Raw genomic sequence first — 15398 nt, forward strand, 5'->3', positions numbered from 1 at the left:
TGACAACGATTCTCATTATCAATTAAGATGATTACCAATGAGAAACGTTCTCATTAAAACAAGGGGGTAAAGAGAGAAATGAAAAAACTAGCAAGTGTATGTAGTGTGCTCATGCTGCTGTTTGTCTTAAGTGCATGCGGTACAGAAAAAGATAAAGCAGATGATAAAGCAGCCGCAACTGCTGTAAAAGCGGAAGAGCCTGCTGCAAATGAATCTGCGGTAGAAGTGACTGATATGACGGGGCAGACGTTGACATTTGAGAAAACGCCTTCATCTGTTGCCACATTGAGCTCAGGAGATCTCGATATGCTACTGGCACTTGGAGTAAAAGTAGCGGGCCGTCCTACAGTACAGGGAGCACCAATTAAAGAGTTGGAAGGGATTGCTGAAATCGGAAATCCGCATCAGCCGAATTTCGAGAAGATTGCAGAGATTAATCCGGAAGTATTAATTGCAGCTCCAAGTTTCAAGCAGCATGAGGAGAACATGAAGCGTCAGGGTACAGAAATTGTTTACACAGCTGCTAATTCCGTGGAAGACATTACACAGACGATTGAGTTGTTTGGCCAGTTATTTAATAAAGAAAATGAAGCAAAAGCTATTCAAGATAAAATTTCAAAAGAGATTGAGCAGAGCACAGAGCAAAAAGCAGAAGCTGTGAAGACATTGCTCGTTTACGGAGCTCCGGGAACTTATATGGTGGCACTACCGAACTCGCTGTCAGGCAATTTATTGGAATTGGCGGGGGGAGAAAATATCGCCAGTGACTTCCCGAATGAAGAAAAATATCCGCAGTATGCCAGCTTAAGTGTAGAAAAAATCATTGAGCGCAATCCAGAAATGGTGATGTTGATTACACACGGTGAGCCGGAAGCGGTGAAAGCAGCTTTTGAAGGGGAAATGTTGAAGAATCCGGCGTGGAAAAGCCTGGACGCAGTAAAAGCAGGCAATGTGATTGTTTTGCCTTCTCACTTATTTGGAACGAATCCAGGAACAAAAGTAGTGGAAGCACTAAATGTAATGAAAGACAGCTTAGGACAGGTTAAATAAGATGATTGCTGCTTCAGAAAAAACGCAGACAGAACGCCATCCACTTGCCAGAAAGCGCTTCATCGTACTTGTGACTTGCAGCAGTTTGCTGGTGATCGCAGCGATGGTCAGTTTAATAATCGGTCCTGTGTCATTCTCCATGCAGGAAATCTGGAATGGCATTTTTCAAGCGAATGACACGATGGAACGACGGATTGTCTGGGAACTGCGGTTTCCGCGTGTATTGGTCGGTATGATTGTAGGAATCAGCCTGGCCGTGTCGGGTGCGATTCTTCAGGGAATTATGCGCAATCCGCTGGCGGATCCCGGAATCATCGGTGTCTCTTCAGGGGCAGGACTCTCGGCTACCGCCATCATGATCATTTTTCCGGCATACATCATGTTCCTGCCGCTCGCCGCATTTTTAGGCGCATTGATCACGGCGCTGGTCGTTTACGCTCTGTCATGGAGAGGCGGCGCTTCTCCTTTGCGGATTATTCTCGTTGGTGTCGCAATTAATGCCGTCATCGGTGCGTTTATGAGTGCGTTGATGCTGCTTTACAGCGATCGTGTGCAAGCTGTTTTACCTTGGCTTGCGGGAGGCATCGCAGGTGTCGGCTGGGTGCAGTTTGAGATGATCATTTATTATGCCATTGCCGCATTTGTGCTCGCTGTCTTTTCGGTCAAGCATATCCGAATTTTACGCCTTGGAGATGAAGTAGCGAAACTGCTTGGGCATAATGTGGAGCGCAGCCGGTTCTTTCTGATTGTGCTCAGTACGCTGCTTGCCGGTATGGCGGTCAGTGTATCGGGTCTGATAGGGTTCGTGGGACTTGTGGTTCCGCACATTATGCGGACGATTGTCGGGGGAGATTACCGATTTCTTCTGCCCGCTTCTGCGCTTGGCGGAGGGTTGCTTGTCATCGTAGCAGATACGATTGCCCGGACAGCATTCAATCCGATTGAACTGCCTGTCGGTATCTTACTGTCATTCCTAGGCGGACCGTTCTTCTTGTATTTAATTCAAAAACGGAGGGATTCATTTGCTGATAACTAAGGAACTTTCCTATCGACATTCCGCTTCTTTCGAATTATCTTCTATTAATCTTCATATTAAGCAGGGGGAAATCGTCAGTCTACTCGGTCCGAATGGTTCAGGCAAGTCCACGTTCCTTCGGCTGATATCACGGCTCATTACGCCTGGAAGTGGCGGCGTTTTACTGAATGGCGAACAATTGAAGCGAATGAAATCTCAGGAAGTAGCCAGGAATTTGGCGATGCTGCCGCAGATGCAGGATCATCAGCTCGATGTCACAGTAGGCGAGCTTGTGGAATTCGGCAGACATCCGCATCGTTCAGGATACGGCAGAATCAGTTCCGAAGATCAGGACATTATCGACTGGGCAATCGACGTAACGAAACTCGGTGACTACAAGAATCGGATGCTGCAGTCGCTGTCAGGCGGGGAACGGCAGCGTGCGTGGATTGCCATGGCGATTGCCCAGCGGCCTAAAATTTTATTGCTGGATGAACCGACGACGTACTTAGATATTTCCCATCAGCTGGAAGTAATGGAGCTGGTGACGGAGCTGAATGAAACGTACGGGATGACAGTCGTCATGGTGCTGCATGATATCAATCAGGCAGCGAGCTACAGTGACCGGTTGATTGTATTGAAAGACGGTACTGTTCGGTTTGACGGAATCCCGCAATGCGTTTTGTGCAAAGATATGTTTCATTCGATATTTGAAATTGATGCGGAAATTTTCATGAAGAATGGCAAATGCTTTTTCACACCAAGCAAATTGCGAAAGGGAGAATGTTATGAGAGCTGAGGGGGAAAAGAAACAACCGATTGATCAGGCGTTAGTAAGGCAATATGTAATTGCAGCACACGGGAATTTTGTAGAAGTAGAAAAACTGGTCGGTCAGGAACCTGATTTGGTGCATGCCGTGATGAATTGGGGCGGCGATGACTGGGAGAGTGGTTTAGGGGCGGCCGCACACACAGGGAATCGTGATATAGTGGAGTTTTTATTGGCACGGGGTGCACGCATGGATATTTTTGCGGCGGCGATGCTCGGTGAAGTGGAAATCGTAAAGTCGATGCTGAAATGGTATCCAAACTGGAACGAATTAAAAGGACCGCATGGCATACCGTTGTTGCGTCATGCAGCAGCAGGCGGCGAACAGGCGGCATCTGTCCTAGAATACTTACAAACAATGAAATTGGAGGCCGTATAATGCAGAAGATGACAGCAATTAATACGATATTTGTGGAAAAAGGCAAAGGAGAGCAGATAACTGCAAGATTTGAAAAAGCGAAAGCAGTGCACACATTTGAGGGCTTTATTCGCATGGAAGTTTTGCTCAGTGAAGATGCAGAAGACCGGGATGAAGTGAAAGTCTGTACGACTTGGGAAGACCGAAAGTATTTCGACAACTGGCTGCACAGCCGGGAAAATGAAAAATCTCATAACGCCAAATCTCCGTCTGCGGAGAAGAGCCCGATTCTCGGTAATGAATTGACGACATTTGCTGTGAAAGTACAGCATCTTCCGGCTGAGGCTGAGAAAGCCAAGTAACCAGTGTTGAGGCAGGTTCGTACATACGAATCTGCTGTCCTGAAATTTCCGAATGTGATCTATGCATCTTTTCGGATGTATAGATGGCTTTCGGAATTTGAAAGCATTACGGTATATCGCGTAACAGTTGAAAGTGATTTGTCGGAAATCTGCTCATCGCAACCCTCCCAAACTTGCGGACATTCACTGAATTCCAAAACTTTCATGCTGTTCATTTGGCTGCTTTTCTAAATTGAAAAGCAGCTTCTTTTTGTAAAAAAAACTGCTATAACCTAAAGAGGTTACGGCAGTCCGACGATCTTGAATAATAAGTGTGCTGCACCTGCAATGATCGGCAGGGCAATAATTGTACGCAATAAGAAAATAACGAGCAGGTGGAAAATGTTTAATGGGATTTTGGTTCCGAGAATTAATCCACCGACTTCTGACATATAGATCAGCTGAATGACTGAAATAGCTGCGATTGTAAACAGAGTAACCGGTGAAGTGATGACGCCTTCTGCCAGAATAACAGGCAAGAACATATCAGCGAAACCGACAACCATTGTTTGTGCAGCATCTGCAGCTTCCGGAATCTGCAGGAAGTTCAGAATGTATTCAAACGGCTTACCAAGAATACGGAAGACGGTAGTGAATTCTGCAAGCATCAGTGCCACTGTACCGAACGCCATAACGACCGGCGTCACGCCGACCCACATATCGAGTACGTTCTGCATGCCGGAACGGAATGTTTTACTGACTGATTTCTGCTTGGAAGCTGTATTCAATGCATTGGACAGGCCCGATGAAAAAACATTCGTTCCTTCAGGAAGTTTTTCATCGTCTGGAGAAAACTCTCTTTCGTCAATATACGTATTTTTAATTGAGCGTAAAGGATAGATACGAGGCATGATCAGTGCCAAAATAATTCCTGTTATGATGACAGTGCCGTAAAAAGGAAGGAAGTAATCTCCAAGTCCGACGTAGTCAATGATGACCAATGAAAACGTAATAGATACAACAGAGAATGTTGTTGCAATAATCGCAGCCTCACGCTGAGTATAATGTCCTTCTTCATACTGTTTGCTAGTTAATAACACTCCGATTGTACCGTCACCAATCCATGAAGCAAGCGCATCGATGGAAGAGCGGCCCGGAAGGTTGAATAGCGGGCGCATGACCTTGACCATGAGCGTTCCGAAAAATTCAAGCAATCCGAAGTTCAACAATAATGGAAGTAGAAGTCCTGCAAATAAGAAAATACTGAATAAGAATGAAACAAGTCCGTCACTCGCAAGCAGCAAGCCACCGGTATTTTCGCTCCAGATTGCTTCTGGGCCGATTTTATAAACGACCATGATGGAGAATATCGCACCTAGGATACGTGTAATTGTCCAAAATGGCGTCACTTTAAATAGATTGACGAGGAATGATGGACGGTTCGGATCATTTTTTACGAATAAAAATAAAATGGAACCTAGTGCAGAAAGTGTAATTAATACCATCATCAGCTGAGGGATGATCGGTTCGAGTGAGCCGGCCAGCATATCAGCCAGTTTCGCAATCGGTACTTTCCAGCCGCTTGCGAACGGCAGGGGGATCATGAATAAGATAATCCCGAGCAGTGAAGGGATCAGAAATATGAACCATGTACTAGCAGTATGTTTTTTCAAGGTGTATCTCTCCCTGTCATTAATCATTTTGATGTATAATTATACATTATACTGTGTAATCTCGCATTGTAAATACTTTAACACAAAGTTGAACTTTTCAGTCAGAGAATAGTCTATACTTCTACTATATAATACATCGAAATCAGCAATCGAAAATATGTGGTGAGATGGGGAATGTGGAATGATAACGGTTGTCGGCAGTGCGAATGTGGATGTAATTGCAGAAGCGGAAATATTCCCTGTTCAAGGGGAGACAGTGAGAGGTAAGAGCTTTCAGACGGCACCAGGGGGGAAGGGTGCGAATCAGGCGGTAGCTTGCGCAAAGCTGGGGGAAACCGTCCAACTGATTGGTTCCATTGGTTCGGATGAATTCGGTCAGACCATCTTAGCGAATTTACGGAATCAAAAAGTGGGTACAGCGTATATATATCAAACGGATGGGCCTTCTGGTGTTGCAGTGATTCTGCTCACGGAAGAAGACAATCGAATTATCTCAATACCGGGTGCCAATCACGCCTTAAAGCCCGAGCGGATCAAAGAACTCCTGGACGTGATTCGCAACAGCCAACTCGTCATGATTCAGCTGGAACTTCCGAAATCAGTCGTTTGGCAAGTTCTGAAGCTATGTAAACAATTTCAAGTTCCGGTTGTGATGGATCCCGCACCGTCCGGCAGTTTTCAATTGGATTTCATGCCCTACCTAACTTATTTGACGCCGAATGAAACAGAATGTGCTGCGATTTTTGGTGCATCAATGGAGGAAGCCGCAGAGAAATATCCGAATCAATTGCTTGTGACTCTCGGCAGTAAAGGGGTTTGCTATCATGATGGCGAGCGGCTGATTCACGTGGATGCTGTTCCAGCAAAAGTTATTGATACGACAGGAGCGGGTGACACATTTAATGGAGCGCTTGCTAGCCAGCTCGTCCGTCAGTGTGACTTACAGCAGGCCATCCAATTTGCAAATGCTGCGGCTTCATTATCTATAGAAAAGTTCGGAGCACAAGGCGGGATGCCGAGCCGACAGGAAGTACTGAGGAAAATTGAGGAAATGAATAATGCATAAAACCTCGCGTGAAAAACGTCGTATACGTGACTCGTCACATTACTGTCAGCACTCATGATGTCGAATATATGAAAATCAAACTTTCCACTTTAAATTTCGTTAAAAAGAGCGTATGCTATTCCAATAGTTAAGACTAAGACGAAGAAATGGAGGAGGATGTTGGTGGTTTTTGGAGAAAACATCAAAGTCCGTAAACGCATCTTACAGTTGATTGATAGCTTGACAGATGACGAATTTAACGGAACACCATCATGCGGCGGCTGGTCTCCTAAGCAGATTGTGGAACACTTGGCGTTAATGGAATGCAGGGTCGCTACAGACATCGCAAAAGAATTGAAAAATCCTGACAGTATCCGTGTATTCAAAAAGCCGATCAGTGTATCGGCGAGTCCTCTTCTCAAATCTGATTTGCTGGAATTTACACGGCCTTCTGATAGGTATCTGTCTATTTCAGAAATAAAAGAACAACTGCACGAATCCAGGAACTTTTTATTGGATATTTATGAATCTTCTACAGTTGAAGAATTACGCGCCAAATCGTTTAAGCACCCGGTGTTTGGCAACGTTCCGCTGATTCAATGGTTCCGTTTAGTAGGATTTCACGAAAGACGTCATCTAAAGCAGCTGAAACGTGCAGTGGAGTTAATTAAAATGGACTCCGGCAAGTTCTATCAGTCAACTAAATAATATAGAGAAAAGGACTCAGCCCTTATGGCAAGAGTCCTTTTTGCATTTACTGACAGACTGTTAAATAATGCGTCCGACTTCCTGCGATTGATTTTCTAATTCTAAAGCGGAAGCGGCGATGGACTGGAAGCCTTTCATCGTAATTTCGATTTCCTGCTGGCACTGTTCAATACTCTGCTGAGCTAATGAAGTGCCTTCTGACATCACTCCGATATCGGTAGTGATTGTCTCAATGCCTTTTCGTACTTCAATTATGGAGTCGTCCACGTTGCCAGATAGTTTTCGTACTTCTTTCGCCACTACATCGAATCCTCTGCCGTATTCTCCTGCGCGGGCTGCCTCTATGGCTGCGTTAAGCGCAAGCAGATTGGTCTGGCTGGCAATCTTACGGATCGTCGTGACAATGCCTTGGATATCTGTAGAATGCGTTTCTAAATTTTGAAGAGAGGTAATGTTCTGTACAGAAACTTCTGCAATTCCTTCAATCATAGAAAGCAGTTCATTACTGCGGTTCATGCCGATTGTCGCTCTTTCAGACAATGCTTCGGCCATTTTATGCATTTCATCCACGACTTCAGCTAGGGAATTATGACGTTCTGTAATGTTTGTAGCGATTTTTGAAACGCCGATAATGTGGCGGTTATCTTCATCATAAACCGGCATATAGGTAGCTTCGAGCCAAACATTTGAGCCATCTTTTGCTTTACGCTGAATTTTCCCCTGATAGCTAACCCCGTTTGATAAGTCTTTCCAGTGCTTTTCGTAAGCCGGTGTTCGTGAAAAGTTTGGGAAGCACAAATTTTCGTGTTTCATTCCAACCATTTCTTCAGGCCTGTATCCAAGCGTTTCGGCGAAGTTTTTATTGACGTACGCAATTCGGCGGTCCATCGTAAAACGAATCATAGCTAAATGTTCTTCCATTGCCTTTACAACGAGCTGATCTGTTGCTTGTTGGTCGAATGACTGCAACATAGTTACTCCTCCTTATAATTCAAACGGACTATTATTATTGTAAAAAAGTTATTATATCCATTAAACCATAGAGTCTATTGGAATAGAACGGAAATTATAAATAAACATCGACGTTTGTCTATAATTCGAACTGACTAGTCGAGAAGGGGCTTCCTTTTTCTCATCATTTTCAACTTTTGACGTTTTCAGCTATACTAAGTACAGTAGTAGCTTAAAGAATGGATGTGCGAAAATGAGTCAATTATCGATAGAAAAACTAACCAAAACAGTGGGGGACAAAACCCTGTTTAACAATATAGAGTTCACTATATCAAGTGGAGAAAAAACAGGTTTGATTGGAATTAACGGGACAGGTAAATCTACTTTATTATCTATCCTCGCCGGAAAAGAAGAAGCGGACTCCATTTCGTCGGATCATCCGAATAAATATCGGATTGCATGGCTCCCTCAGGAACCTGAAGTGAATCCTGAATCAACGGTTATGGAAACCGTTTTCGAAAGCGATGCACCGATCATTCAATTGAACCTTCAGTATGAACATGCATTGCAGGAACTTACGGTTGATTCGGCAAATCCTGAATGCCAAGAGCGTTTTTCCCGTTTGCAAAATGAAATGGATTCAACAGGGGGATGGGACCTGAATGCACAGGCTCGGACGATTCTGATGAAGCTCGGAATTGATACGTTTGATAAAAAGATGGGTGAGTTGTCAGGCGGTCAGAAAAAGCGTGTAGCACTCGCCAAAGTTCTTATTGAACCGGCAGATTTATTGTTGCTGGATGAACCGACGAACCATTTAGATGTCGAATCAATTCAATGGCTGCAGAGTTTCCTGCAGAATGTCTCAGGAGCCGTATTGTTCATCACACATGACCGATACTTTTTAGATCAAGTGGCAACACATATATATGAGTTAGCCGATAAAACCCTTTATTCGCATACTGGAAACTATGCGGATTATTTGGAATCGAAAGCACTGCGCGAAGAAATGGGTGCGGCTTCTGAGCAGAAAGACCGCAATCGTTACCGCAATGAATTAAAATGGATACGGCGCGGGGCCAAAGCGCGCTCAACGAAACAAAAAGCCCGAATCGGACGTTTTGAAGAACTGGAAGAAAAGGTTAAGCAATCAGATTCTTCATTGGATCTCGAAATGGACTTGCAGACATCGCGTCTCGGTAAGAAAGTGCTGGAAATCAATGATATTACGAAGCAATTTGGCGAAAAGGTCATTTTGCATCCATTTTCGGCTATTTTACAGGCGAAGGACCGGATTGCAATTGTCGGACCGAACGGAGTCGGGAAGACGACGCTTCTACAAATACTAGATGGAACAATTATGCCGGATACCGGTGAAATTGATCGCGGTACAACTGTGAAAATCGCACACTTCCATCAGCACATTCCTTCCATGCCTGAAGATCAGCGCATCATCGAATATATTCGGGAAACGTCAAATGATGTGGAAGACGGAACGGGGGCAAGGCTCTCGGCAACGCAAATGCTAGAGCGATTTTTATTCCCTTCATCCGCACATGGAACGCCGATTGGAAAACTTTCAGGCGGCGAACGAAAACGCCTTTATCTGCTAAAGCTCTTAATGGAGCAGCCAAATGTTCTGCTGTTGGATGAGCCGACGAATGATCTGGATTTAGAGACGCTTTCTGTGCTGGAATCTTTCATTGATACATTTACAGGAGTAGTCATCACGATTTCTCACGACCGCTTCTTCCTGGACCGCACCTCGCGGAAATTGTGGGTGCTCGACGGCTCAGCCGACGTGGATGTATGGCTTGGACTTTATTCGGATTATTTGACGGAAGTGCCTGCTAAGAAAGAAAAAGCAGCACCAAAAGCAGAGCCCGAGCCAAAAGAGCAACCGAAGGCAAAGAAAAAGATGACATTTGCAGAGAGAAAACAATGGGAAACCATTGAGCAGGATATAGAAGCATTAGAACAGAAAATTTCAGAGACCGAATCCGAAATGGCGGCCTCGGGTTCTGAATACGACCGGCTTCGTGAGCTTGATGAAAAGCTATCAGAGCTGAATGGGCAATATGAAGAACTCATCGAACGCTGGTCTTATTTACAGGAATTAGCCGACTAATCAACTGGAGGAGATTTTCTTGAAGATCAAAACAATAGAACCGACACCAAGCCCGAATTCAATGAAAATTGTTATGGATACGCCGCTTCCTGATGGGACGAGCCATAACTATAAAAAGAAAGACGAAGCACAGGCGCCTGAACCGATTCGTTCATTGCTTGCTATTCATGGAATAAAAGGAATTTATCATGTGCTGGATTTCATGGCAGTAGAACGGATCGGTAATGTACCGTGGGAAACGATTTTGGCAGAAGTGCGTGCTGTATTGAATGAAGAAGGAGAAACCGCGGAACAATCAGCAGCAGCGGAAATTGATGAGCACTACGGAGAAGTATATGTTCATGTGCAAACCTATAAAGAAATTCCGTTGCAGGTCAAAGTATTCAATAGTGATGAGGAAAAACGCTTTGGATTGAGCGAACGATTTGTCAACGCGATGCAATCTGTCCATCATTCTGAAGTAGAAAACTATATTTTATTGAGAAAATGGGCAGATTACGGAATCCGATACGGCGAATTGCAGGAAGTAGGCGAGCAGGTCGTTCAGGAATTGGATGCGGCCTACCCGCCATCGCGACTGCAGGATTTAGTGGAAAAAGCTGACCAGGCAGACAATGAAACAAAACTGCGCGGTCAAAAAGTGACACTAGCAGAGTTTACAGTGCCTGAATGGGAGAAACGGTTCCAGCTACTCGACCAGATGCCCGATCCTGATGCTTCAGATTATCCAGTGCTGTCAATTGCACTGGAAGATGAGAAGATGTCGATTCGTAGATTGGCTACCGTCTATTTAGGAATGATTGAAGATGAATCGGTCATTCCGTTTATCGAAAAAGCGATGGAAGATAAAAGCTGGGCAGTTCGGCGTACCGCAGCAGACTGCATGAGTGATCTCGGCTATGTAGGATTCGAACCTGCGGCTATTCGTCTGTTGCAGGATAAAAACAAACTGGTCCGCTGGCGCGCTGCGATGTTCCTCTATGAAACGGGAACAGAACATGCACTGCCTGCTTTGCACGAAGCGGAAAATGATCCGGAATTCGAAGTGAAGCTGCAAGTACGTATGGCGATTGCCCGTATTGAAGAAGGCGAAGAAGCCAAAGGATCTATATGGCGTCAGATGACGGAAAGAACTTAATAGAAGATAAATCAGTTAGCTGTTTGGGAAATCATATCAAGTGATTCCTGGACGGCTTTTTTGTTGGCTGTGCCGCCGGATGATCATTACACTTCGGTAAGCGCTCATAGCGGCAGCTTGACCGCCCCTATTCAACCGTCAATCGCTCATACCGGCCTGCCAAGCGCTCATAAAGACTGCGGACTTGCTCATATCGCTTCCTCTGGCGCTCATAGCAAGTTGGGGTGGATGGTGATTTTGTTGTTTTTACATGGACAGCCTGCCCTGTCACTCCTAAATGAATAAAACTTAGTAGTAAATTCATTGAAGAAATCACTCTATTTTGATTGTTATTCATTGACAGACTATTAAAACGAGTTTATTATAAAAGTAGATATTCGGAATAGGTTTCCGTTATTCGTAAATGTATCTTTGTGGGAGTAGAAGAAGGAGGATGTATATGTTAGTCAACCAAGCTATTGAACATTCAGATGCGCTCAGACCAGCATCTGAAGTAATGCAAATCCAAAGACTTGGGGTCATGCGCTCGACGAGTCTCAGCTTTCTACGTATCTTGTTTCGCAAGGTCATGAAGGAAGCTTGGAAGATTGAGCAGACTACTTTTAATTTAGACGATGAAGGCTATGGAGAAGCTCTATACAGTATTACTACCCCACAAGGACAGTACACATTTGTTGCTTTGTCCCGTGAAATCAGAAATGAAAATAGAAGCGATCGCGTGATTTCAGAGAGATGGGATGTTACATTTGCGCTTTGCGAAGGAGATATTTCCGAGAAGAAATTAAAAAGAATGAGACAGGAACTTCCCAAGCAGGAAATGGGCAGAGGAGATGTTACGGATCTCGTCTGGTCCAGAGCGAATAAGAGTCAGCGTGTTTTTACGCATGTTGTGGAAGCGCTGTCAAAAGGCATGCAGCCTGATTTGGAGATTGTCTATGACATCGGTTATTTATTCAGAACAACTGCTGTTTATGGAAACGGCAAGTTCGGGATTGCACCTTATGAAAAAGTGAAAGATAACCATACATTCAGCGGCGCATTCCAAGCGCAGATGTTTGCGGTTTATATGCTGCGGCATTTTAGCTTCGATATGGTTGAACATATCGCGCGAAAACGAAATCCACAGGCAGCTGCACTGAAGCCTGAAGTTAAGAAACTTTTGGGCACGGGTAATGCAACAGGCTTAGGAATGGTGCCGTACTTAATATCGCATCCGAAACTGCTGCATCAGTGGGTATGGATTCGTGAAATTGCACTGGCACGTGCAAAACAGCAGCAGCCGACCAATGAAATATGCAATCTGTTTATAGAAAATCTACAACGTGTGCGTGTGTTCTTTGAAGATGCACCAATACCGAATATGCAACTGTTTGAAAATCCAAGGGACTTAGCGAATGAAATTGAGGAAATTAGTAAGCTGGCAGAAAAGATGAACAACGCTATTCAAAGCACTGACAACATATTTGAAATCAGCTGGACTCTGTTTACCGATACTGTAAAAGAACATTTTACTGTGGAAGAGCAGGAACTTGTAAACTCGCAGTTGATTGAATTGTATCCCGAAGTCATAACCGACCTGGAACATCAGACGAATGCAGATGACCGAATTCATCTGGTTCCAGAAATGCCAATCAGCGACTTGCGTGCAATTATTAAAGAGCAGTATGAGTGGGTATTCCAGTATGACTTTACTACGCCTGAGGCTAGACATTATTTCTGGTACCGGTCAGTTGAGAAAGAAGAGCCGCGCATTGGAGAACGGGGAGTAGATCCCGGAGACGAAATTGCGATGCCAATGAATATAGCGGAACAGGTCCAGCAACTTGCGGCTGAACTGGAAACATGCCCCGGCGAACACACTGTTGCATCGTTCCTGCTGAAAAAGCCGGAGTTGCGCGGTATTGTCAGAAGGATTCAGTCGCTTGACGGGTTGCAGTATGGTGAAGTCCAGGCGAATTTGACTGGTTCAGATTTATTGCCGGTCTACTTGTTGCAATGCAAGCTTGCCATTTTCGGAGCGGAACGTTTTGACCCGAAATCAAATCGCTGGGTTCGTATTACGCTGTTCCAGGGAGCACCGCTGGTTGAAGAAATCGGGACCTCTTCATTTCATGATGATTGGTTCTATCCATTACTACCAAGTTCGGAGGAGATCAAATGACAATCGATACAAAAGATATGATGGTAATTGACGCGCTGGAATTAAGCAACTGGGACCGTGATTTTGTGATAATGCTGCAAAAAGGCGGAGTGACGTGTGTTCATGCCTGTGTAGGATTATGGGAAAACGCACGGGAAACGTTGACCAAAGTGGCGGGGTGGCATCGTTTTTTTAAAGAGCACAGTGATTTAGTGATGCCTGTAAAAACAGGGAATGATATGGAAACGGCTAAACAAACCGGGAAAATCGGTATCATTCTCGGTGCGCAGAACACTTCTGCATTAGAAGATGAGCTTGGCCTGGTCTCTGTATTCAACGAACTTGGCGTGAAAATCATGCAATTAACTTATAACAATCAAAACTTAGTCGGCAGCAGCTGCTATGAAGAGACGGATCCAGGACTTTCCCGTTTCGGCAAAAACGTCATCGTAGAGATGAACCGGGTGGGAATGGTGATTGATTTATCGCACGTAGGCAATAAAACCTCATTAGATACATTAGCAATTTCCGAACGACCTGTCGCGATCACACATGCAAATCCAGACTGGATCTATCCGACAAAACGTAATAAGTCGGAAGAAGTCCTCTCCGCATTACGCGATAATAAAGGAGTTTTGGGTGTCTGTGCGTATCCTCATCTGATCAACGGAGCGGATACTACATTGGAAGAGTTTTGTGATATGATTGCGCGCACGGCTGATTTCATGGGCATTGACCATGTCGGTATCGGAACAGACCTGACACATAATATGTCGGTTGATTTCCTCGCTTGGATGCGGATGGGAAGATGGACACATGAGATTGATTACGGTGCAGGATCGAAAGCAAAGCCCGGATGGCCGGATTGGCCGGAATGGTTCCGGACTCCAGCAGATTTCCCGAATATCGCAAACTGCCTAGCTGCACGCGGTATGACATACGAAGAAGTTTCGAAAATCATGGGAGGGAACTGGTACCGTTTCTTTACGGAAGGATTTAAGGCAAAGAAGGAGTTGGAGAAATGCGTGTCTCTCACTTAGAATTATATACTCATTGCAAAAAAATCTTTCAAGCCTGTGGAGTTCCATACGGCTATGCAGAAGAAGGGGCAGAAACAGTAGCCAATGCAGAGTTTCTTGGACTTTACGGACTGCAGCAACTTTCCGATGAACTGCCCAATTTGCAAAGCCAGGTCGATGAACTTGAAATACTTCATGAAAATGAACGGGTGACAATTATTAACGGCGGCAAGCAAAGCGGGATGCTGCTCGGCAAAGCCTGTGCAGATTATGTGATCGCACGCTTGCAGGACCAGCCTTCGGCAGCGGTTTGTGTGCGTGACACCCAGCCGTCGCGGGTGCTTACGCAGCAGGCGATGTATTTGTCGAGAAAAGGACTGGGCAGTATTATTCTCTATCAAAAGCCCAGCCACTCTTCATTAATTATTTCGTCACCAAATTTCGCATTTCCTATCATGGTGCATAAACGAAACAATGAAGATGTCATGGAAGGAATCAATAAAGAACTCGGCTTAACAGGAGAAGATATGCTGACACTGCCCACAGAAACCAATCGATTCTGCATATTCGGCACAACGAAAATAGACGAAATAGACGCTGTAATGGATGCATTTCACAACATCAGTGACCCATCCTATCTCATGACAACAACTGAAGATTTCGAACAAAGATGGGAAAATTCCTGGGACTACGGAGCAGAAATCAGCCGCGAACTATGGCTGGACCTCAACGAAACAGGAAAACGCATGCTAGTAGAATCAACAGACCAATCACGCGAACGCGGCGCTGGTGAAATGGCGTAAAGACTAAATGAGTAGAATTTGATTATTTTATTACGAAACTTGTTTACTCATATGAATTTTAGCAGAAATAAGTTTATGGCTTTCTTTTGTTAATGAGAGATATCGATAAGGAAGAAGAGTTATAAAACGGACAGCAAGTTCTTTATGCATAGTGAGTAAGATTGAAGCGGAAGACGGTCGACTCCGGAAAGCGTACCGTC

The 15398-nt window shown here is 44.7% G+C and carries 15 protein-coding genes; 12 read left to right on the forward strand and 3 right to left on the reverse strand.

Features of this window, described 5'->3' with window-relative positions:
* Positions 1 to 78: 78 nt before the first annotated feature.
* The 5 genes from Q1J64_RS04500 to Q1J64_RS04520 are packed head-to-tail and all read left to right on the forward strand — an operon-like array spanning position 79 to position 3614.
* Positions 79 to 1050: an ABC transporter substrate-binding protein gene (locus Q1J64_RS04500; RefSeq protein ID WP_301107888.1), complete on the forward strand. Its 972-nt coding sequence runs from the start codon at positions 79 to 81 to the stop codon at positions 1048 to 1050.
* Positions 1051 to 1054: 4 nt separating this feature from the next.
* Positions 1055 to 2086 carry a FecCD family ABC transporter permease gene (locus tag Q1J64_RS04505; RefSeq protein WP_301107930.1) on the forward strand — a complete coding sequence of 344 codons (1032 nt, stop codon included), beginning with the start codon at positions 1055 to 1057 and terminating at the stop codon, positions 2084 to 2086.
* On the forward strand, positions 2073 to 2864 hold the full coding sequence (locus Q1J64_RS04510; RefSeq protein ID WP_301107889.1) for an ABC transporter ATP-binding protein: 792 nt from the start codon (positions 2073 to 2075) through the stop codon (positions 2862 to 2864). Before Q1J64_RS04505 ends, Q1J64_RS04510 begins: the two co-directional genes overlap by 14 nt.
* Positions 2854 to 3273 carry an ankyrin repeat domain-containing protein gene (locus Q1J64_RS04515; RefSeq protein WP_301107890.1) on the forward strand — a complete coding sequence of 140 codons (420 nt, stop codon included), beginning with the start codon at positions 2854 to 2856 and terminating at the stop codon, positions 3271 to 3273. Before Q1J64_RS04510 ends, Q1J64_RS04515 begins: the two co-directional genes overlap by 11 nt.
* Positions 3273 to 3614 carry an antibiotic biosynthesis monooxygenase gene (locus Q1J64_RS04520; RefSeq protein WP_301107891.1) on the forward strand — a complete coding sequence of 114 codons (342 nt, stop codon included), beginning with the start codon at positions 3273 to 3275 and terminating at the stop codon, positions 3612 to 3614. Before Q1J64_RS04515 ends, Q1J64_RS04520 begins: the two co-directional genes overlap by 1 nt.
* Before the next feature lie 281 nt (positions 3615 to 3895).
* Here the strand turns inward: Q1J64_RS04520 and Q1J64_RS04525 are convergent, their stop codons facing one another.
* Positions 3896 to 5266 carry a YjiH family protein gene (locus tag Q1J64_RS04525; protein ID WP_301107892.1) on the reverse strand — a complete coding sequence of 457 codons (1371 nt, stop codon included), beginning with the start codon at positions 5264 to 5266 and terminating at the stop codon, positions 3896 to 3898.
* Positions 5267 to 5447: 181 nt separating this feature from the next.
* On the opposite strand from Q1J64_RS04525, the gene rbsK reads away from it, so the two are divergent.
* Positions 5448 to 6332: a ribokinase gene (gene rbsK, locus Q1J64_RS04530; RefSeq protein WP_301107893.1), complete on the forward strand. Its 885-nt coding sequence runs from the start codon at positions 5448 to 5450 to the stop codon at positions 6330 to 6332.
* Positions 6333 to 6488: 156 nt separating this feature from the next.
* The gene (locus tag Q1J64_RS04535) at positions 6489 to 7019 is read left to right on the forward strand and encodes a DinB family protein (protein WP_301107894.1); all 531 of its coding nucleotides are present in this window, start codon (positions 6489 to 6491) and stop codon (positions 7017 to 7019) included.
* 60 nt (positions 7020 to 7079) lie between these two features.
* On the opposite strand, the gene Q1J64_RS04540 is transcribed toward Q1J64_RS04535, so the two are convergent.
* Positions 7080 to 7991 carry a methyl-accepting chemotaxis protein gene (locus Q1J64_RS04540; RefSeq protein ID WP_301107895.1) on the reverse strand — a complete coding sequence of 304 codons (912 nt, stop codon included), beginning with the start codon at positions 7989 to 7991 and terminating at the stop codon, positions 7080 to 7082.
* 232 nt (positions 7992 to 8223) lie between these two features.
* On the opposite strand from Q1J64_RS04540, the gene Q1J64_RS04545 reads away from it, so the two are divergent.
* Positions 8224 to 10098 carry an ABC-F family ATP-binding cassette domain-containing protein gene (locus Q1J64_RS04545; protein ID WP_301107896.1) on the forward strand — a complete coding sequence of 625 codons (1875 nt, stop codon included), beginning with the start codon at positions 8224 to 8226 and terminating at the stop codon, positions 10096 to 10098.
* A gap of 19 nt (positions 10099 to 10117) precedes the next feature.
* Positions 10118 to 11236 (forward strand): virulence factor, encoded by a 1119-nt coding sequence (locus Q1J64_RS04550; RefSeq protein WP_301107897.1) that lies wholly within the window; start codon positions 10118 to 10120, stop codon positions 11234 to 11236.
* Positions 11237 to 11363: 127 nt separating this feature from the next.
* Here the strand turns inward: Q1J64_RS04550 and Q1J64_RS04555 are convergent, their stop codons facing one another.
* Complete coding sequence (locus Q1J64_RS04555) at positions 11364 to 11540, reverse strand: hypothetical protein (protein WP_301107898.1); 177 nt, start codon at positions 11538 to 11540, stop codon at positions 11364 to 11366.
* A 135-nt stretch (positions 11541 to 11675) separates the two neighbouring features.
* On the opposite strand from Q1J64_RS04555, the gene Q1J64_RS04560 reads away from it, so the two are divergent.
* Genes Q1J64_RS04560 through Q1J64_RS04570 form a run of 3 tightly spaced genes read left to right on the forward strand, consistent with a single transcriptional unit; the run spans position 11676 to position 15198 of the window.
* Positions 11676 to 13397: a hypothetical protein gene (locus tag Q1J64_RS04560; protein ID WP_301107899.1), complete on the forward strand. Its 1722-nt coding sequence runs from the start codon at positions 11676 to 11678 to the stop codon at positions 13395 to 13397.
* Entirely contained in the window at positions 13394 to 14416 is a 1023-nt protein-coding gene (locus Q1J64_RS04565; protein ID WP_301107900.1) for a membrane dipeptidase, read from the forward strand. The genes Q1J64_RS04560 and Q1J64_RS04565 overlap by 4 nt, the downstream gene beginning before the upstream one ends.
* Entirely contained in the window at positions 14398 to 15198 is an 801-nt protein-coding gene (locus Q1J64_RS04570) for a DUF3726 domain-containing protein (protein ID WP_301107901.1), read from the forward strand. The genes Q1J64_RS04565 and Q1J64_RS04570 overlap by 19 nt, the downstream gene beginning before the upstream one ends.
* The last annotated feature ends 200 nt before the right edge of the window (positions 15199 to 15398 follow it).

This window comes from Sporosarcina sp. (genome assembly GCF_029257255.1).
In the GTDB taxonomy this organism is placed as follows: Bacteria; Bacillota; Bacilli; order Bacillales_A; family Planococcaceae; genus Sporosarcina.